Genomic DNA, 19,758 nt, shown 5'->3' on the forward strand with positions numbered 1-19,758 from the left:
AACGGCGCTGTCGCCGCTCGCGTCATTGCACCACCGCGCTCAGCGTGCGATCTCGAGCAATTCCAGATCGAACACCAGGGTCGCGTTCGGTTCGATCTGGCCGGGCAATCCGGTCTCGCCGTAGGCAAGCTGGGCCGGCACCCAGAAACGGTGTTTCGCGCCCGGCGACATCAGCATCAGCCCTTCGCGCAGGCCCGGCATGATCTGGTTGAGCGGAAATTCGGCCGGGTGATCGGTGGCGTAGGTGCTCTCGAACTCGCTGCCGTCGAGCAGGCGGCCGACGTAATTGACCCGCACCGTGCCGTCGGCCGCCGGCCTGGCGCCGCGGCCGGCGCGTTCGACCCGGTATTGCAGGCCCGAAGCGGTCGTGACCACGCCCGTTTGCTTGCCGTTATCGGCCAGGTAGCGGCTGCCTTCGCCGAGGTTCTTCTGCGCCAGCGCCTGTCGGCCGGCCTCGCGTTTGCGCTGCAGGTGCTCGACGAAGTCGCTGCGGACCTTGGCGATCTGCGCCTCGTCCAGGCGCGGCGGCGCGCCGGCATGGGCCGCGCGCAACGCGCTCACGACGGTGTCGATGTCGACCTCGTCCTTGATCGGTGCAAGCCGCTTGGCCATGTCGAGACCGACCATGTAGCTGACTTGGCCGCGCGGGCCGTCGATGGCGGCCGGCTTTGCGGCTGCAGCCGCGGTTTGCCCGGCATCGGAGCTGCAGGCCGCGGGCGACAACACGAGACAAAAAGCGATGGCGTGGGCGAAGCGGTTCATGGCGCGGCACTCTCCTGGCGATGAGCTGAGAGACGGTCGATAGGCTGGGCTGCAGCCCTCAGTCGGTCACCGCGAAGGCGACCATCATGCCCATGTCCTCGTGCTCGAGGTTGTGGCAATGGATCATGTAGCGATGCGTGCCCGACAGCTCCTGGGCGAAATCGATGGCAATGCGGACGATCTCGCCGGGCCAGATCACCACGGTGTCGTTCCAGCCGGTGTCCTGAGGATTGAGCCCCTTAGGCGCGACGGCGCGGCCGCGGATGTCGGGCGGGCTGATGCTGCGCGAGACCACGCGGAAGCGGAAGCCGTGGACGTGGATCGGGTGCGGCATGCTGGTCATGTTGTTGCGTATCTCCCAGACCTCGCGGCTGCCGCGCTTGATCCGGAACATCGGCTCATGGCCGACGGTGTGCATGTTCCAGTCGTTGATGAACCAACTGCCCTCTTGATTCATGCTCAGGCGGATCGGACGCACCGACCAGCCCGTAGTATCAGGCGGCGGCGCCAGATCGCTCAGGCGCTCGGGCAACTTCACCGGCGGACGTTTGGCCGGCTTCGGCGTGGTGTCGCTGCAACCGGCGATGCAAAACTGCATGAGGTCGAAGGCCTCGCCCATCGCCGCGGCGCCGGGGTGCTCGCCCATCGGGTCGGGCGCGAACGCACCGGACTCGTCTTCGTTCTCCATCGCCAGGTATTCCAGGCTGCGCAGCAACACGCGCTCGCCGGCGGCCACCGTGCTGAAATCGACCAGCACGTCGATGCGTTGCGCCGGCGCCAGGAACACGTCCTCGACCGTCCACGGCCGCGCCAACAATCCGCCGTCGCTGCCGATCAGATGAAACGACAAGGATTGCCCGCGATGCTCGAAAGCGAGCCGCAGCATGCGCGCATTGGCGACATTGGCGATACGGAAACGATACAGCGCCTGCAGCACGTCGAGAAAGGGTTCAGGGGTCCAGTTGACCAGCAGCCGGTTACCGATCCAGTCGTCGGCGCCCTGGCGATAGACGATGGCGTTGTCGGCGTTCACCTGCTTGTCGAAAATCATCAGCGGCAGGTCGCGCACACCCCAGGGCAGACCGAGGCTAGCGGCGAGCGCACGCTCTTCGTCGTCGTCCACGCGCAGCAGGCCGGCCAGGCCGTGTTGCAACTGCGCGCCGGTGCGTCCGTGCGGATGCGCGTGGTACCAGTACAGACCGGCGCGATCGGCGACCCGGAAGCGATAACGCTTGCCGGCGCCGGGTGCGACCGGATGCAGGCCGCTGCCGTCGTTGGCTTCGTCGACGCTCAGGCCGTGCCAATGGATCGTGGTGTCTTCGCCGAGACGATTGTCCAGGCTGACGTCCAATTCTTCGCCGCGATCGATGCGCAGCAAGGGGTTGATGCCGAGGCCTGCGCTGGCGGCATGGGCGTAATGCCAGATCCGGGTCGGCGCGCCGTCGAAGATCGGAAACGCCGCTTCCGTCGCCGCCAACACCAGCGGCGCCGACAGATGGGTTTCGGCGAGCAGGCCGGCAGCGCCTGGAATGCGCAGCGGTTGCCGGAACGGTGCCGGCGCCGACGGCGTCGCCGCATCGGCGGGCGACGCATCGGCATCGGCATGCGCTGCGTGGGACGAGCGGCGAGCGCGTTGCGACAGCGCATACGGCAGCGCGACCGCTGCGGCAGCGGCCGCCGACAGACCCAATACCCACTTGCGACGATTCGTGTTGACCATGGAACGGAACACCCTCGCTAGCGATGCGTCGACGAGTCGCGCTGCCGATGCATTCGTCGTTGCACGGACTCGCCCATTGCTGATCGATTACAGATGGAACCATCCACGCATCGCGCCGGACCGGCTCTGAGCCTCATCGGATCCAGCATGAATTACGGGCATCGATCACGATTTACGCGCCGTCGATGCACGCCGAAACCCCTTGATTCGCAGCGTTTGTTTCATCCTCGACGCGGCCGCGTCAAATAACCAAAGATCATGAGAAATCCGGCCGTTCGCAACTGAGGTATCGGCGAGCCGCGCCGTCTGCATCTCAACAGGGGTGCACTTCAGTCATTCGATGCGAGGCAACCACCATGTCCATGAACGGCGGCGAGGCCGCTCGTCCTCAGTCAGGCGTCACAGTCGTTGCAGCCGGCGCCAGCAGCGTTTCACCGACTCCGCCGATGCGGCAATGCTTCGCCAGACACACTAATGTCATCGATGTCCGACACCTTGCCGTGCGGCATTCTTCTGTTCGACGCGTCTTCGTCCGACGCGCGTTCGACGGCCCCGTCCTTCTCTCGCCGATGCCGCCTGCGGCATCCGGCCAGCCCATCGCGCTTCGCGCGGGAACCAGCGCCCCACTGCGTCGGCCGAGTCGTCGGCCGAGGCATTTCTCCGCAACAAACTACACCGGTCGCCGAAACCAGGCCTGACGACGACACAGGCCTGTGCGTGCGGATCGGGCGACGACTTCAGCGCCCGGCCACCGATGCGCGGGCGACTTCCCTTCAAACACGGAAGCTAAGAGGAGACTCTGATGGCCACCCCAGGTGCAAGCGGTTTTCGCCGGCGAATCACGCTCGGCGCGTTGTTGTTGTTCGGAAGCTTGATCGGATCCCAGTCCGCGTTCGCGGCGCAGCGGACTGTGCAACTCAGCGAAGACGACGTCGTCACCAAGCGTGTGCCGAGCACGCGCTCGGCGCTATTGGCCTCGCCCGGCAATCGCGTCTGCGAGGCCGGCGCGAAATGGGTCCGGGTCGGCTTCAAGGAATTGGTGCTGCAGGGTTACGACTCGCTCAAGATCACCAGTTCCGGCGGCGACCGCTATATCTTCCAGGGCGATCACTGGAACGACCGTGCCTTCCACTCGCGTGCCTTTCGCGGCGAGTGCGTGGTCATCGAGCCCTACTTCGGCCACCCCGACAGCCGTTATGCCGTCGACAGCTACGACTTCGGCACCAAGGACCTCAACCTGACCACGGTGACCGTGGCCGGCGCCGGCGACATCTGCGACAGCTCGCCGGCCGATTGCGGCAGGACCTCGGACCTGATCGTGGCGATCAACCCGACCGCGGTATTCACCGCCGGCGACAACGCCTACGGCAGCGGCACCTTGTCGGAATACAACAACCTCTACCACTCGCGTTGGGGCCGATTCAAAGACCTGACCCGGCCCACGCCCGGCAATCACGACTATCAAACCTCGGGCGCGGCGGGTTACTTCGACTATTACAACGGCGAGGACGAACCGACCGGGCCCGCTGGCGATCGCAGCAAGGGCTATTACAGCTACGACGTCGGCGACTGGCATTTCATCGCCCTCAATACCATGTCCGGCGGCACCATCGCCTCCGCCCAGCTGACCTGGCTGAGCAACGACCTGGCCGCCAACACCAAACCCTGCACGGCGGCGTATTTCCATCATCCGCTGATCAGCCGCGGCAATTACTCCGGCTATAGCTCGGTGAAGCCGATCTACGACCGCCTGTATGCGGCCAAGGCCGACCTGGTGATGGTCGGCCACGACCACAATTATCAGCGCTACGGCAAGATGGACGGCAGCGGCACCGCCAAGACCGACGGCCTGCGCCAGATCCTGGTCGGCACCGGCGGACGCGATTTCTACTCGCTCAGCGGTAGCCACACGCTGTTGCAGGCCAGCCAGGCCCATACCTGGGGCGTGCTCAAGCTGACCTTGACCGCGACCGGCTATACCGGCGACTTCGTGCCGGTGGCCGGCAAGACCTGGACGGATAATTTCTCCGGCACCTGCAACAAGGCGCAGACCGGCAACCTGCCGCCGGTGGCGAACTTCAATTCGGCGACCAACGGCCTGACCGCCAACTTCACCGATGCCTCCAGCGACAGCGACGGCAGCATCGCCTCGCGCGCATGGACCTTCGGCGACGGCAACAGTTCGACCGCGACCAACCCGAGCCACGCCTACGCCAGCGCTGGCACCTACTCGGTGTCGCTGACGGTCACCGACAACGGCGGCGCCACCCACAGCGTGACCAAGTCGGTCACGGTCGTGGCACCGGGCAACGCCAATCCGGTCGCAGCCTTCACCTTCACCACCTCCAACCTGACCGCGGTGTTCACCGACGCCTCGACCGATTCGGACGGCAGCATCGCCGCGCGCGAATGGAATTTCGGCGACGGCATCACCTCGTCCACGACCAGTCCTTCGCACACCTACGCAGCGGCCGGCACCTATACCGTGTCGCTGAAGGTGACCGACGACGACGGCGCCACCCACACGGTAAGCAAGTCGGTGACGGTGAGCGCCGCGCCGACCGGCAACGTGCTCAGCAACGGCGTGCCCGCGACCGGCATCGCCGGCGCCAAGGACAGCGAACAATTCTGGACCTTGGCGGTCCCGACCGGTGCGACCGGCCTCAAGTTCGTCACCGCCGGCGGCAGCGGCGATGCCGACCTGTACGTGAAATTCGGCTCGAAGCCGACCACCGCCAGCTACGACTGCAAGTCGGACGGCAGCAACAACGCCGAAACCTGCTCGATCGCCACCGCCCAGGCCGGCACCTATCACGTACTGATCAAGGCCTATGCGGCGATCTCCGGGGTGTCGCTGACCGGCAGCTATGCCAGCGGCCCGTCCGGCGGCGTGGTCTGGAGCAACGGCGGCCTCAGCACCGGCGCCACCGCCAAGGACGGCACCGCCGCACCCTCGGGCACGAACTGGAGCGAGTTGCAGAACAACAACGGCAACACCGCCGAAAGCAACACCACCACCGGTTACGCCGTCAGCAACGCCACCTATCGCGTGGCCGACGACTTCGTCGTGCCGAGCGGGCAAAGCTGGACGCTGTCCGCGGTCGACGTCTACGCCTACAAAACCAGCTACAGCGGTTCCAGCTCGCCGTTCACCGCTGGCGTCCTGCAGGTCTGGCGCGGCCGGCCCGGCGATTCGGGCAGCACCTTGCTATGCGGCAGCACCAGCAGCAACGTACAGGCGTCCTCGACCGATGCGCGGATCTATCGCACCGGCAACAGCCTGTATCCGTCCCCGGGCAGCGCTACGGTCACCACGCGCAAGGTCTGGCGCAACCGCCTGAACATGCCGGCAGCCTGCGCGGGCAGCGGCTTCTTCAGCGCAGGCAGCTATTGGCTGGTGTGGGGAAGCACCGACAGCAGCGCCGGCGCGCACTTCGCCCCACCGATGACCGTAGTCGGCGCGCGCGGCCGCAGCGGCGCCAATGCCCGCCAGTACGATGTGTCGGCCGGCACCTGGAGTTCCCTGATCGATGTCGGCAACCCGTCCTCGGCACCGGACGTCGCCCAGGAGCTACCCTTCGACCTCATCGGCACGACGCAGTAAAGCGCAGGCCCGGGTCGCCGCCTTCGGCGATCCGGGCTGTCTCAAGCATGGCTGCCCATGCACGGCCGACGCAGGCGAGGTTGCGACCTCGCCTGCGTCTTCGCGACAGAGAAACTCGAATGAAACACCGGACTTACCGCCTCACTGGCGCATCCCTCGTAGTCGTCGCCTACTTGCTGTCCGCTTGCGAACGCCAGGCCACGACGCCGCAGCACGCGACCGAAGCGCCCTCGCCGGCCGCCGCGCCTGGCAAGGACAATACGCTCATGGCGGTATCGACCTCGCCGGCGGTGTCGATCACCGGCGTCGAACTCGGCAGCGCAGCGATGCGGCCGCAGGACCTGCCCAAACGGCAGAAGAGCTTCACCACCGGCGACACCGTGGTGGTGACGATCAAGACCGCGACCCGCGACGCGCAGGCGCGCGTGCCGGGCCGTTTGAAGGTGCGCTGGATCGACCCGGCCGGCAAGGTCTTCAACGAAGAAGCCAAACCGGTGACCTTCAACGGCGCCGGCGTCGACGATTTCCGCGTCGCCGAGCCGATGGGATGGAAGTCCGGCAACTACCGCGTCGAGGTGTCGCTCGATGGCGGGCCGGTAGTGCAGGAGGGATTCTTCGTTCGTTAGGCTTGCGTCGGTGAAGCCCTGGGTCTCCGCTCGATGCGTCGGGGTTGCGACTTCAAAGAGTAGGAGCGGCGTCCGACTGGATTTCCTTCGGTCACAAGCCGCGACTACGGGACGGTCAGAGACAACAACGCTGGTGCGGCCCGTCGAAGCGGAGTGCGTTCGCGGGGTAGGAGCGGCGCGAGCCGCGACCGCGCTGTTTCGATTTTGCGGCGCGGCGCTCAAGCAAGATCAAGATCAAGATCAAGATCAGGATCAAACGCTAAGAGCTTCCGCCACTAAAGCGGCGGGTTACTTTCTTTTGTCATAAGCAACAAAAGAAAGCTAACCAAAGAAAAATGCTTTTCTTTGGATCACAGGCCCGCGCGTTCGATGGCTCCGCAGGGATTTTTCATACGGGACATCCCTGTCCCGATGAAAAACGGCCCGCATCCCTGCGGGCCGCCCTCCGGGTCTTCGATTGCCTTCGCCAGTGCGAGGCGACGCACAGCAACAGCCAAGGCCAAGGCCAAGGCCAAAACCATGGCCCAGGACGGGATTTGACGTCGGCAACGAAATATCGCTGCCATCGACGGTTCGTGGTCGCGGCTCACGCCGCTCCTACAGTGGTCGATCACCGTTGCCCGTTGCCCGTTGCCCGTTGCCCGTTGCCCGTTGCCCGTTGCCGAGATTTTGATCTGCTTTGCCGCTTTACCGGTCAAGTGGAGACCCGGAGGGCGGCGCACAGGACGTGCGCCCAGCCTTTAAAAAGGAATGACTCGATAGGACAAGGACGTCTTATCGAAAAATCCCGGCGACAGCATCGCACTCGTGGCCTGTGCCCTTGCAAGGAGAGCCCTTTTCTTTGGTTACCTTTGACCGAAGGGAATCCAGACGGACTTTTGGGCTTAGCAAAAGAAAGTAACCCGGCCGCGTTAGCGGACGGAAGCTTTAGATGTTGCTTTACGCTTCTACGGCAAGAAACGCCCCAACGACGAGCAGCGCGGTCGCGGCTCACGCCGCTCCTACAGGGGGGGCTACGACTAGTAACACCGCTAGGCCGAAGCGACGCGGTCGCGGCTTGAGACCGAAGGGAAATCCAGTAGGGCGCGGCTCCTACCCTTTGAAGCCGCGACCACGACGCCTCGACCACGACTCCCCTATCACACGCCGCAATGCGAACCACAACGCCTCACACCGTGCCGGATCGGTCAAAATTGCGACGCGAGGTTCGCGGCTGATGACGCGCACGGAACCCTGGCGCTATGCTCGGGCGATTCCCTGCAGGAGACCGTCCGTGCGCGAGCTGTATCCGGAAATCGAGCCTTACCGCACTCATCGCCTCGCGGTCGACGAGCTGCACGAGCTGCACATCGAGGAATGCGGCAACCCCGACGGCTTGCCGGTGATCTTCCTGCACGGCGGCCCGGGCGCCGGCGTCTCGCCGTACCACCGCCGCTTCTTCGATCCCAAGCGCTATCGCATCGTGCTGTTCGACCAGCGCGGCGCCGGCCGCTCCACGCCGCACGCCGAACTGCGCGACAACACCACTTGGCACCTGGTCGCCGACATCGAAGCGATCCGCGAGCATTTCGGCATCGAGCGCTGGGTCGTGTTCGGCGGCTCCTGGGGTTCGACCCTGGCGCTGGCCTATGCGCAAACCCACCCCGAGCGCACGCTCGGCCTGGTCTTGCGCGGCATCTTCCTCGGCAGCACCGGCGAGCTGCGCTGGTTCAACGAACTCGACGGCGGCGCGCGCTGGATCTTCCCGGAACGCTGGACGCGCTATCTCGAACATATTCCCCCGCAGGAACGCGAGGACATGACCGAGGCTTATTGGCGCCGGCTCGACAGCGACGACGAGGCGGTGCGCCTGGCCGCGGCGCAGGCCTGGAGCTATTGGGAAGGCGGCAGCACCACCCTGGTGCACGACCCCGACGAGGCCGGCAACTTCGAGGAGCCGCATGCCGCGATCAGCGTCGCGCGCGCCGAGGCGCACTACTTCCGCAATCGGGTGTTCCTGGAACCGGACCAGTTGCTGCGTGGGGTCGAGCGCATTCGCCACATCCCCGCGACCATCGTGCACGGGCGCTACGACATCATCTGCCCGGTCAAGAGTGCCTACGACCTCGCCTGCGCCTGGCCCGAGGCCGATTTCCGCGTGGTCCTGGCCGGCCACAGCGCGGCCGATCCGGCAATCGTCGACGTGCTGGTCAGCGCGACCGACGCGCTGGCCGATCGCTACGGCTGAGGCTCGCCCGCAGCAGGCAGGACCGCAAAGCCGGCGGCGTTATCGCGTCGCCAGGCTTTGCCAGCGTTCGAACTCGGCGCGCCCGGTTTGGTCGGCGATATGGCGCAGCCAGCGGCTGAACTCCTGCGGCCGTCCGGCCAGGGCATCCCACAGTTCCGGCAGCGGCTTCCAGGCCCAGTCGGAAGCTTCCGCGGGATCGGGCAGCGGCTGGCCGTCGTAGCGGCCGACGAAGACGTGGTCGCATTCGTGTTCGACCAGGCCGTCGGAGACGTCGAGACGATAGGTGATGCGGGCCACGTGCCTGAGCTCGCACTCGAAACCCATCTCCTCGCGCAAGCGGCGCCGCGCCGCGGCATCGGTGGCCTCGCCTTCGCGCGGATGGCCGCAACAACTGTTGCTCCACAAACCGCCGGAGTGGTATTTGCCGTCGGCGCGACGCTGCAACAGCCAGCGCCCCCGGGCATCGAACACGAACACCGAAAACGCGCGGTGCAACAGCCCTTGCCGGTGCACCTGCATCTTCTCGCCGACGCCGATGGCCTGGTCTTGCTCGTCGACCAGGATGAGCATCTCGTTCATATCGCTCTCGTTCGCTGCATGAGCGCGACTATGCCAGCCCCTGCGTTCGGGGTCGTGCGCTCAATCACGGGCAGGACATGAAACCGGCCGAATCGGCACAGCGCAGGGATGGCCGAGCGGGCTTGCGAAGCGCAACCTCTGCGCCTCCTGCAGCTCGCTTGCGAATCCGCAAAAACGAACGGCCCCGCCAAGGCGGGGCCGCTGCGTTCGAAGCGATGTCGCGGCCGGCTTACTTGTCGATGCGGGCCGGGTCGCGATTGGTGGAGCTGGCGCCCTTGGTGTCGGTGGTCGGAGCCGGCGGTTCGCCGCCCAGATCGCCGGCCGGCATGCCGTTCGGGAACGCCTGCTTGCACACGCGCGAGAACAGGTTGGCCGAATAGGGGTTGAAGCACTTGCGGTTGACGACCTTGTACTCGCCGGTGGCGGCGTTGACCGGCCTCCAGCAGTCCTGCGGCACGCCGATCTTGCAGAACAAGAAGGGGTTGTTGCCGTAATACGGAATGAACTCGTTGGCGAAGGCGCTCGAGGACGCCATCAGCAACACGATCGACAGACAAAGCTTTTTCATGAGACCTCTCCTTAGTGTGAACTCGATTTCCTGTATTGCAGACCGGCGCGTCGTTCCCCTCGCCTGGATTCGCGGTCGAAACCGTCGAATCGGCCCCCGGGGCCCTACGCTTCCCCTTGCCGCCACAGCCTTCACGGCTTGAGCTTCGTGGCGAAGACTAGCCGATGAGCCTGGGCCAGGCAAAGGCCGACCCCGGATAAGACTATCGCCGAGCCCGGTCGCAGGGGCCACGACGGCCCGGCCGGCAGGGGCGGACATCCTGGCGCCCCGTCGCCGGCACACCGAATACCGCCCGGCCATCCCGCGCCGGTCTCGGCAGCGCCGGAGGCTGTCCCGACCCTGCAAACGCCCGAAACCCTCGATCGGCCGGCCGCAACGGTCGCGAACGGCCACCTATCTGGACAAATACGGCAGCCCTGGTCCGGACCGGTCAGGCCTCGTGGCCGCAGCAGGATGAATGAGGGGCGGCGGCACTGCGCCGGCCGGGGCCGGCGGGCCGCCGCGAGAGTGGCGCCGGCAAAAATCGCGGGCAACAAAAAACCCCGCCGGGGCGGGGTTCTTCGTTGGATCGTCGCATCGGTGCCGACTGCGATGATCGATGTAGTGGTGCCCAGGAGAGGACTCGAACCTCCACGGTTTTACCCGCTAGTACCTGAAACTAGTGCGTCTACCAATTCCGCCACCTGGGCCTGCCGCAACACGTTCAGTACTGCGGGGCGCGTATGTTGCGTTGCGGCGGGTCGGCTGTCAACGGTTTTGTCACAACTTATTTCAACCAGCATTTAAGGCAAGGTCGGGAAGGCCGCATCCGAGCCGCTGCGCTCGCGAGGACTGCAGCGCAAGGCCCGCGCCATCCGCGCGCCGACGCAATCGCGCCGCTGTGGGCGCCGGCGAACGGCGCTGAACGCTCCGCTTGCCGCGCTCCATCACCGATGCCCGGTTCCATCTGATTCCTACCGCATTCGGACCGCGCAGCCGTGCGGCAGGGCAGCGCCTGCGGCTTGATGCCCCCTCGCCGCCGGGCTAATGTCCGCGAACATCCTGAACCGCGGGCGGCGCATCGTGCGTCGCCCGTTCTTGCTTTGGAGATCCACGAATGAACCCGAACCACCTGCCCCATCCCTCCGGACTGCCTCCTCCGCTGACCCTGTCGCGCCTGGACTGCGACCGGCTCGAAGCCCTGCTGGAACAGCCGCTCGCCGCCGCTCTCGACACCCGCGGCCTGCGCCGCGAACTCGACCGCGCCGACCTCGTCGAACCGGCACAGATGCCGGCCGACATCATCACCATGAATTCGGTGATCCGCTTCCTCGACGAGAGCAGCGGCGAAGAGCGCGAAGTCACCCTGGTGTATCCGCGCGACGCCGACGGCAGCGCCGAACGCATCTCGATCCTGGCGCCGATCGGCACCGCCCTGCTCGGCCTCGCCGTGGGCGCCCGCATCGACTGGCCCCTGCCCGGCGGCCGCAGCGCACGCCTGCGCGTGCTCGCCCTGCGCTACCAACCCGAAGCCGCGGGCGACCTGCACCGCTGAGTCGTACGGCCGCGCCCCTGGGTAGGAGCGGCGCGAGCCGCGACCGCGAAACCAACGGCGACGACGCCCCCGGCAAAGCCCACGAGAGAACCAGCGCGCGAGCGACGGCCATGGTTCGTTCGCGGCGATCAGAAACCGCGCGGTCGCGGCTCACGCCGCTCCTACATCAGCGACGCCGTGCCTGTAGGAGCGGCGTAAGCTGCGACCGCGCAATCCGGTGGGTGGCTTAACTGCGGATTCGCGGTCGCGGCTCGAACCGCTCCAACCCTGTACCGCGCTGGCTCAGGCGGCGCAGGCCGACGGCGTGGCGAGGCTGAAGCCCACCGTCGTCGCGCCCTCTTCGCTGCTCGCGAATACTTCGCCGCCGTGCAGGACCGCGATGGCCTTGACGATCGACAGGCCCAGGCCGTGATGGCGTTCGCCGCGGTGTTCGCGCGCGGCATCGACGCGATAGAAACGATCGAACATGCGCACCAGGTGCTCGGAGGCCACCGAGGAGCCCTGGTTGCGCACCGCGACGCGCGCGCCTTCGCCGCCGTTGCCGAGTTCGACCACGATCTCCGAACCCGGGGTCGCGTGCTGCACGGCGTTATGCAGCAGGTTGGTCATGGCGCGGCGGAACAGCGCGGTGTCGATCCAGGCATCGGCGGTGCCGTCGATGCGCAGGCGCATGCCGGCTTCTTCGAGCAGGTATTCGAGGAACTCGCCGGTCTTGGCGACTTCGTCGGCGAGCGCCACGCAGACCCGGTCCAGGGCGATGTCGCCCTGGTCGGCGCGCGACAGGAACAGCATGTCGTTGACGATGCAGCGCATGCGTTCGAGCTCTTCCAGGTTCGACTGCAGCACGTCCTCGAGCTGGGCGGCTTCGCGCGGCCGCGACAGCGCGACCTGGGTCTGGCCCATCAGATTGGTCAGCGGCGTGCGCAATTCGTGGGCGACGTCGGCGTTGAACGCATCCAGGCGCGTGTAGGCGCCTTCGAGCCGGTCGAGAGCGCCATTGAAGGCGCCGGTCAGATGGCCGAGCTCCGGGGGCAGTTGCGCCGGCTGCAGGCGTTGCGAAAGATTGCTCGGGCTCAAGGCCTGCGCCTGGCTCGACAAACGTTGCAAAGGCCGCAGGCCGACCCGCGCGATCCAGTGGCCGAGCAAGGCCACCACGGCGGTGCCGACCACGCCGAGCACCACCAGCGCCAGCACGAACGAGCGCAAGGCCGACACGTAAGGCCAGGAATCGATACCGATCCACAGCCGCACCGCCGGCCGCTCGCCATGCGCGGGAATCAATTCGTTGAGGGTTCGGTACGGCGCCGAGTGGCCATCCAGCCACAAGCGGCCCATGCCATGGTCGCCCTTGCGCGGCACGTCCACTTCCGGCTCGCCGCTGCCGATGCGGAAACCGGGATTGCCGCTCCAGGCCCAGATGCGGATGCTGCGATCGCTGGAGGTCAGGTTCTCGACCTTGTCCTGCACCTTGTACCAACGCTCGCGGGTGTCGCACATGGCGACGCTGCCGGCGACCGAACGCAGCTTGGTCTCCAGCTCGGCGCGCTGGTAACGCACGATCTGGTTCTCCAGCACCTGGTACAGGGTGACGCCGACCAGGGTGAACACCAACAGCGCAGCGAGCGCGAACATCGCCGCGAGGCGTTGCGCGATGGAGATGTCGCTGAAAGGCCTCATGCCGAGGCCCGCCCCGACGACGACGGGCCCTCGCCCTGCTCGCCCTCGCGCGCCTCCAGCACGTAGCCCATGCCGCGCACGGTGTGCAGCAGCTTGTCGCGGAAGGGGCCGTCGATCTTGGTGCGCAGGCGCTTGATCGCAACCTCGACCACGTTGGTGTGGCTGTCGAAATTGATGTCCCAGACCTGCGCGGCGATCACCGTCTTCGACAAGATCTGGCCGCGGCGTTGCGCCAACAGGGCGAGCAAGGCGAATTCCTTGCCGGTCAGATCCAGGCGGCAGCCGTCGCGATGGGCGCGGCGCGCGATCAGGTTGATCGACAAATCGCCGATCTGCAGCTCGGTCGGCTCCTGCTGGCGGCCGCGCCGCACCAGCGCCTGCAAGCGCGCCAACAGTTCGATGAAAGAGAACGGCTTGACCAGGTAATCGTCGGCGCCGGCGCCGAGGCCATGCACGCGGTCGTCGATGCGGTCGCGCGCGGTCAGCATGATCACCGGCGTCTGCTTGCGCGTGCGCAGTTCGCGCAGCACCGCGAAGCCGTCCATGCCGGGCAGCATCACATCGAGCACGATCACGTCGTAGTCGAGTTCGCGCGCCAGGTGCAGGCCGGACACGCCGTCGCGGGCGACGTCGACCGTCCAGCCCTGCTCGGCCAGGCCGTCGCGCAGGTAATCGGCGGTCTTGATTTCGTCTTCGACGATCAGCAGCTTCATCGCGACACCGAGCTTGCGGGCAGTACCTGGGCCGACATCGTACCGCCGCTCAGGCCGTCGCCGCTGCGGCCGGGTCGGCCGGCGCGGGCGAGGCCGCCTGCGCTGCCTCGCGGCGACGGCGCAGGAACAGCCGGTCCAGCGCCAGATAGATCACCGGCGTGCTGTACAGGGTCAGGACCTGGCTGATCAGCAGGCCACCGACCACCGCCACGCCGAGCGGCTGGCGCAGCTCCGCGCCGGTACCGAAGCCGATCATCAGCGGGATCGCGCCGAGCAAGGCCGCCAGGGTGGTCATCATGATCGGGCGGAACCGGGTCAGGCAGGCCTCGTGGATCGCCGCGGTCGGCGTCAGGCCGCGTCGGCGTTGCGCGTCCAGAGCGAAGTCGACCAGCAAAATGCCGTTCTTCTTGACGATGCCGATCAGCAACACGATGCCGATCAGGGCCATGATCGAGAAATCCAGGCGCCACACCCACAGCAGCAAGACCGCGCCGATGCCGGCCGACGGCAGGGTCGACAGGATCGTCAGCGGGTGGACGAAGCTCTCGTAGAGCACGCCGAGGATGATGTAGACCGCGAGCAAGGCGGCCAGGATCAGCAGCGGCTGGGTCGCCAGCGAGTCCTGGAAGGCCTGCGCCGAGCCCTGGAAATTGCCGCTGACGCTGCTCGGCATGCCGATCTCGGCCTTGGCCCGGTCGAGTGCGGCGACCGCATCGCCGAGGGCGACGCCGGCGGCGAGGTTGAAGGAGATGTTGACCGCCGGCGACAGGCCGTTGTGGCTGATCGACAAGGGCCCGTTGCCGGGCGGCTCGACCCGCGCCACCGCCGACAACGGCACCATCTGCCCGGTGGTGGTCGAACGCAGATGGAAGTAAGCCAGGCTGTCGATGCTGCCGCGCATGCGCGGGTCGATTTCGAGAATCACCCGGTATTGGTTGGTCTCGGTCTGGAACTCGTTGATCTGGCGCTGGCCGTAGGCGTCGTACAGCGCATCGTCGATGTCCTGGGCGCTGAGACCGAAACGCGCCGCGGCGGTGCGGTCGATCGCCAGGCGCACGATGCTGGCGCCGATCTTCTGGTCGTTGGACACGTCGCGCAGCTCCGGCAATGTCGCCAGGCGCTGGGTCAGGCGATCGGCCCACAGCCCCAGTTCGGCGCTGTCGGCGCCGCGCAGGGCGTACAGGTATTGGGTGCGCGAGGGCCCGGTGCCGATGTTGATGTCCTGCGCCGAGCGCATGAAGATCGTGATGCCCGGCACCTGCGACAGCTTGCCGCGCATGCGGTCGATGAACTCGTCGGCGGACACGTCGCGGTCGCCGCGGTCCTTGAGCACGAACCAGAACCGGCCGTTGGACATGGTCGAGCTGCCGGCGGTGGCGCCGACCGAATGGCCCCAGCTCTGCAAGGCCGGATCTTCGGCGGCGAGCTGCGCCAGTTGCTTGTGCTTGGCGACCATGTCCTCGTAGGAAATGTCCTGCGCGGCTTCGGTGGTGGCGAACACGAAGGCGGTGTCCTGCGAGGGAAAGAAGCCTTTCGGGATCAGCGCATAGGAGGCGACCGCGATCGCCACGGTCAGGCCGAAACCGGCCAGCATCAGGCGCTGATGGGCCAGCGCCCATTGCAGGCTGCGGTCGTAGCCGGCGAGCAACCGTGCCGACCAGGTGCCGGCGGCGTCGGCATGGCCGGAGGACTTGCGCATGAAGCGCGAGGCCAGCATCGGCGCCAAGGTCAGCGAGGCCACGATCGAAATCAGGATCGCCACGGTCACGGTCAGCGCGAACTCGGCGAACAGGCGCCCGACCACGCCGCCCATGAACAACAAGGGGATGAAGGCGGCGATCAGCGACACGCCGATGGTCACCACGGTGAAGCCGATCTCGCTGGCGCCCTGCAGCGCCGCCTGCAGCATCGGCATGCCGGCTTCGCGGTGACGGTGGATGTTCTCGACCACGACGATGGCGTCGTCGACCACGAAACCCACCGCGATCACCAGCGCCACCAAGGTGAGGTTGTTGAGAGTGAAACCCAGCGCGTACATCGCCGCGAACGTGGCCACCAGGGCCACCACCAGCACCGCGCCGACGATCAGGGTGGCGGAAAGTTCGCGCAGGAACAGCCCCATCACCACGACCACCAGCAGCACGGTCAGGACCAGGGTCAGCTCGACGTCGTGCAGGGACGCGCGAATGGTGCGGGTGCGGTCGTTGAAGACCTCGACCTCGACGCTGGCCGGCAGGTTGGCGCGCAACCGCGGCAACGCTTCGAGCACCGCGTCGGTGGTCTTGATGATGTTGGCGCCGGGCTGGCGAAACACCACCAGCATCACCCCGTCCTTGCCGTTCGGCCAGGCGCGCACGTAGTCGTTCTCGCCGCCGAAACTGATCCGGGCGACGTCGCCCAACCGCACCGGCGCGCCGTTGCGATAGGTCACCACCAGGCGCTCGTAGTCTTCGGCCTTGAACAACTGGTCGTTGGTTTCCAGGGTCGACATGCGCCGCGCGCCGACCACCGCACCCTTGGCCTGGTTGACGCTGGCGCTCTGGGCGACGTTGCGCAGGTCGGCCAGGGTCAGGCCGATCGCGGCCAGGCGCTCGGGCGCGGCCTGGATGCGCATCGCCGGCCGCACCTGGCCGGCGACGAAGACTTCCGACACACCGTCGATCTGGCTCAGGCTGCGCGCGAAGCGGGTCTCGGCGAGGTCGCTGAGCTCGGTCAACGGCATCAGCGGCGAATGCATGCTCAGGATCAGAATCGGGCTGTCGGCGGGATTGATCTTGGTCCAGCGCGGCAGGCTCGGCATGTCGCGCGGCAGGCGCCCGGAGACGTTGTTGATCGCCGCTTGCACTTCCTGGGCGGCGGTGTCGATGCTCTTGTCGAGCACGAACTGCAAGGTGATCGAGGTGCTGCCCAGGGCGCTGGTCGAGGTCATCTCGCTGATGCCCGGCACCGCGGTCAGCTGCGTCTCCAGCGGCGTCGCCACCGCCGAAGCCATGGTCTCGGCGCTGGCGCCGGGCAGCGAGGCATCGATGCGGATGGTCGGGAACTCAGCCTGCGGCAACGGCGCCACCGGCAGCCGCGGCAAGGCGAACAAGCCGAGCAACAGCACCGCTGCGGTCAGCAGCGTGGTCGCGACCGGATGGCGAACGAACCAGCCGGAAATCGAGACACGCCCGCTCACGGCGCCCCCGCCACGCGCGCCGCCACGGCGTTGCCCGGCGCGGCGCGCACGGTCGGCGCGGTCGGCGCGGTCGGCGCGGTCGGCGCCACGGTCATGCCGGGTTTGAGTCGCGACTGGCCGTCGCGCACCACCACGTCGCCGGCCTGCAGCCCGCTGACCACGGCGAGTTTGTCGTCCTGGTACTCGATCCGCACCGGCACCAGCGCGACTTTGTTGTCGGCCTCGAGGCGGTAGACGAAGTGGTCGTCGACGCCGCGCTGCACCGCTTCGCTGGCGACCACGGTCGCGGCTGCGCTGGTGCCGGTGCGCACGCGCACGCTGACCAGCTGCCCGGGCCACAGGCGGTCCTGCGAATTCTTGAACACCGCGCGGATGCGCACCGTGCCGGTGGCGTCGTCGATCTGGTTGTCGATCACGCTCAACTCGCCTTGCGCCAGCACCACGCCAGCGTCGCGGTCGAGCGCCTGCACCTCGACCGCGCCGGCGGCCTGGGCTTGGCGCAGGCCCGGCAACTGGTCCTGCGGCAGGGTGAACATCACCGAGATCGGATCGACCTGCTGCACCGTGACCAGGCCGTCGTCGTCGCCGGCGCGCACCACGTTGCCCGGATCGACGCGGCGCAGGCCGACGCGGCCGTCGATCGGCGACAAGATGCGGGTATGCGACAGCTGCACGCGAGTGGCGTCGATCGCCGCCTGGTTGGCCTGCGCTGTGGCCTGCAACTGCTGCACCGAGGCGGCCTGTTGTTCCAGCATCTGGCGGGCGATCAACTGACTGCCGGACAACTGGCGGAACCGGTCGAGGTCGGATTTCGCCGCGCGCAGCTGCGCCGCATCGCGCGCCAGCGCGGCCTGGGCGCCGTCGAGATTCGCGGCGATGCTGCGGTCGTCGATGCGCGCGAGCAACTGCCCGCGCTTGACCTGCTGGCCTTCGCGGAACAGCACCTGGGTCAGCACGCCATCGACCTGCGGGCGCAACACCGTGCTCTGCAGGGAGGTCACCGTGCCGATGGTTTCCTGCCAATGCGGCACGTCGCGGCGTTCTACCCGCATCGTCGTCACCGGGACCGGCGGCGGTGGCGCCGGCGGCGGCGCGCCGCGGCTGCCGAAAGCGCCCCAGACCAGCCCTCCGGCGAGGACCGCGAGCGATGCGGCAGCGGCGAAAACGGTCTTGCGGGCGCGGGGCGAAAGCGTGGCGGCGGGCGTGGGCGACATGGCGGCATCCGTGGCGGGTCGATGGAGCGGCGCACCGGAGCGCGCCGCGACGGCCCGCGAGGGGAGGAAAGCAGACCGTGCGACGACTCTAGGCGGCGGCCACGGACAGCAAGCTGTCGCTTGGCTGACAAATTCGTCAGCTGGCGCGGGTATCGGCGGCCGCGCCCATATCGGCCCGTACGACGACAGTGCCTTTCGGCACGGTCGCATCAAACGGTGGCATCAATCGGCCATCGTGCTTTGCGGATCGCGCACGGCGCGAAGCCGCGCCGTAACGGCGCCCCTCGCCTCAACGACGCTTGCCCAAGAAGACGGTGTTCGACAGGTTGGCCTGCGAGGTTCTCTCAGCGCGGCTTGGCGGCGCGCGAGGCCGGTGGCACCAGTTCGATCTCGAACAGATCCGGCCACAACTTGCCGGTCACGAACAGACGCTTTCGCGCGCCGTCGTAAGCGATGCCGTTGAGCACGTCGGCGCCGCGGGCGCGAGTGCCGTGACGCGCGAGCAGGCCGCCCAGGTCGATGCGACCGACGACCCGACCGCTGTTCGGGTCGATGCGGACGATGCTGTCGGTCATCCAGACGTTGGCGAACAGCTCGCCGTCGACCCATTCCAGTTCGTTGAGCTGCGGCAGCGGCTTGCCGTTGAAGGTCACCCGGATGCGCGAGCGCTCGCGCAGCGACTTCGGATCGAGCAAGCGGATCTGCGCGGTGCCGTCGCTCATGTAGATCGTGTCGGCCGAGCGCGCCAGGCCCCAGCCCTCGCCCGGATAGGCGAAGTTGCCGGTCACCGCGAGCCCCGGCAGCTTGACGATGTAGCCGGTCTGCGTGGTCCAGGTCAGCACCAGCAACTGCTGGCCGCGGTCGGTCAGGCCTTCGCCGAACACCGAGGCCGGCAGATCGGTCTTCTCCAGCACCTTGCCGTCGGCCAGACGGACTTTGCGCACCGACGAGCGCCCGTACATGCCGGTGCTCTCGTACAGGAAACCGTCCTTGAAGATCAAGCCCTGGGTGAACGCGCCGGCATCGTGCGGATAGCGCGCGACCACCCGGTAGGAATACACCGGCACCTCGCGCCCCGGCGCCTGGGCCGTCGCCACCGGCAGCACACTCGCCCCGATCAAGGCCAGGCAAGGGATCAGCGAGGCGGGAAGGCGTGCGCGCAAGGGCATGGCAGTCTCAACGTGGGCGATCACGGATGCCGAGAATACCGCCTCGCGCCCAAACCGGCTGCCGCACGGCTGCCGCACGGCGCCCGCGCCGGTCCACGCCCCGTCCACGACGCCCCGTCCACGACGCTTCGTCCACATCAGCCCAGCCGTCCCCGGTTAGAATCCCGGCTCAGCCCTACCCCGCCTC

Annotated in this window: 14 protein-coding genes and 1 tRNA gene; 4 read left to right on the forward strand and 11 right to left on the reverse strand. The window is 67.3% G+C overall.

Annotated elements, in window-relative coordinates; genetic code table 11:
• Window positions 1-39 precede the first annotated feature (39 nt).
• Together ACKN61_RS16125 and ACKN61_RS16130 are read right to left on the reverse strand one after the other, a co-directional pair.
• Complete coding sequence (locus tag ACKN61_RS16125; protein ID WP_408950393.1) at window positions 40-762, reverse strand: FKBP-type peptidyl-prolyl cis-trans isomerase; 723 nt, start codon at window positions 760-762, stop codon at window positions 40-42.
• Window positions 763-820: 58 nt separating this feature from the next.
• Window positions 821-2,482 carry a multicopper oxidase family protein gene (locus ACKN61_RS16130; RefSeq protein ID WP_408950394.1) on the reverse strand — a complete coding sequence of 554 codons (1,662 nt, stop codon included), beginning with the start codon at window positions 2,480-2,482 and terminating at the stop codon, window positions 821-823.
• A 910-nt stretch (window positions 2,483-3,392) separates the two neighbouring features.
• Here ACKN61_RS16130 and ACKN61_RS16135 point away from each other — a divergent pair.
• Window positions 3,393-6,086, forward strand: coding sequence for a PKD domain-containing protein (locus ACKN61_RS16135; protein ID WP_408950395.1), 2,694 nt, complete (start codon window positions 3,393-3,395; stop codon window positions 6,084-6,086).
• A gap of 119 nt (window positions 6,087-6,205) precedes the next feature.
• Complete coding sequence (locus ACKN61_RS16140) at window positions 6,206-6,712, forward strand: hypothetical protein (RefSeq protein WP_408950396.1); 507 nt, start codon at window positions 6,206-6,208, stop codon at window positions 6,710-6,712.
• Between the two features lie 350 nt (window positions 6,713-7,062).
• Here the strand turns inward: ACKN61_RS16140 and ACKN61_RS16145 are convergent, their stop codons facing one another.
• Complete coding sequence (locus ACKN61_RS16145) at window positions 7,063-7,410, reverse strand: hypothetical protein (RefSeq protein WP_408950397.1); 348 nt, start codon at window positions 7,408-7,410, stop codon at window positions 7,063-7,065.
• A gap of 575 nt (window positions 7,411-7,985) precedes the next feature.
• Between ACKN61_RS16145 and pip the strand changes: the two genes are divergently transcribed.
• The gene (gene pip, locus ACKN61_RS16150; RefSeq protein ID WP_408950398.1) at window positions 7,986-8,939 is read left to right on the forward strand and encodes a prolyl aminopeptidase; all 954 of its coding nucleotides are present in this window, start codon (window positions 7,986-7,988) and stop codon (window positions 8,937-8,939) included.
• Between the two features lie 39 nt (window positions 8,940-8,978).
• On the opposite strand, the gene idi is transcribed toward pip, so the two are convergent.
• The 3 genes from idi to ACKN61_RS16165 all read right to left on the reverse strand — a co-directional run bounded on the left by idi (window position 8,979) and on the right by ACKN61_RS16165 (window position 10,775).
• Window positions 8,979-9,518 (reverse strand): isopentenyl-diphosphate Delta-isomerase, encoded by a 540-nt coding sequence (idi, locus tag ACKN61_RS16155; RefSeq protein WP_031373766.1) that lies wholly within the window; start codon window positions 9,516-9,518, stop codon window positions 8,979-8,981.
• 229 nt (window positions 9,519-9,747) lie between these two features.
• Window positions 9,748-10,086, reverse strand: coding sequence for a hypothetical protein (locus tag ACKN61_RS16160; protein ID WP_408950399.1), 339 nt, complete (start codon window positions 10,084-10,086; stop codon window positions 9,748-9,750).
• 604 nt (window positions 10,087-10,690) lie between these two features.
• Window positions 10,691-10,775 (reverse strand) — tRNA-Leu (locus tag ACKN61_RS16165).
• A gap of 407 nt (window positions 10,776-11,182) precedes the next feature.
• On the opposite strand from ACKN61_RS16165, the gene rnk reads away from it, so the two are divergent.
• Window positions 11,183-11,620, forward strand: a complete 438-nt coding sequence (rnk, locus tag ACKN61_RS16170; RefSeq protein ID WP_408950400.1) for a nucleoside diphosphate kinase regulator — start codon at window positions 11,183-11,185, stop codon at window positions 11,618-11,620.
• Window positions 11,621-11,902: 282 nt separating this feature from the next.
• On the opposite strand, the gene ACKN61_RS16175 is transcribed toward rnk, so the two are convergent.
• From ACKN61_RS16175 to ACKN61_RS16195, 5 genes are all read right to left on the reverse strand, one after another.
• The gene (locus tag ACKN61_RS16175) at window positions 11,903-13,297 is read right to left on the reverse strand and encodes a heavy metal sensor histidine kinase (RefSeq protein ID WP_408950401.1); all 1,395 of its coding nucleotides are present in this window, start codon (window positions 13,295-13,297) and stop codon (window positions 11,903-11,905) included.
• The gene (locus ACKN61_RS16180; RefSeq protein ID WP_408950402.1) at window positions 13,294-14,010 is read right to left on the reverse strand and encodes a heavy metal response regulator transcription factor; all 717 of its coding nucleotides are present in this window, start codon (window positions 14,008-14,010) and stop codon (window positions 13,294-13,296) included. Before ACKN61_RS16180 ends, ACKN61_RS16175 begins: the two co-directional genes overlap by 4 nt.
• Window positions 14,011-14,059: 49 nt before the next feature.
• Window positions 14,060-17,188, reverse strand: a complete 3,129-nt coding sequence (locus tag ACKN61_RS16185) for a multidrug efflux RND transporter permease subunit (protein ID WP_408950403.1) — start codon at window positions 17,186-17,188, stop codon at window positions 14,060-14,062.
• Window positions 17,185-18,402 carry an efflux RND transporter periplasmic adaptor subunit gene (locus tag ACKN61_RS16190; protein ID WP_408950404.1) on the reverse strand — a complete coding sequence of 406 codons (1,218 nt, stop codon included), beginning with the start codon at window positions 18,400-18,402 and terminating at the stop codon, window positions 17,185-17,187. Before ACKN61_RS16190 ends, ACKN61_RS16185 begins: the two co-directional genes overlap by 4 nt.
• A gap of 344 nt (window positions 18,403-18,746) precedes the next feature.
• Window positions 18,747-19,571, reverse strand: coding sequence for a glutaminyl-peptide cyclotransferase (locus ACKN61_RS16195; protein ID WP_408950405.1), 825 nt, complete (start codon window positions 19,569-19,571; stop codon window positions 18,747-18,749).
• Window positions 19,572-19,758 lie beyond the last annotated feature (187 nt).

This window comes from Lysobacter sp. Hz25 (genome assembly GCF_046097045.1).
GTDB classification, from domain to species: Bacteria; Pseudomonadota; Gammaproteobacteria; order Xanthomonadales; family Xanthomonadaceae; genus Lysobacter; species Lysobacter antibioticus_B.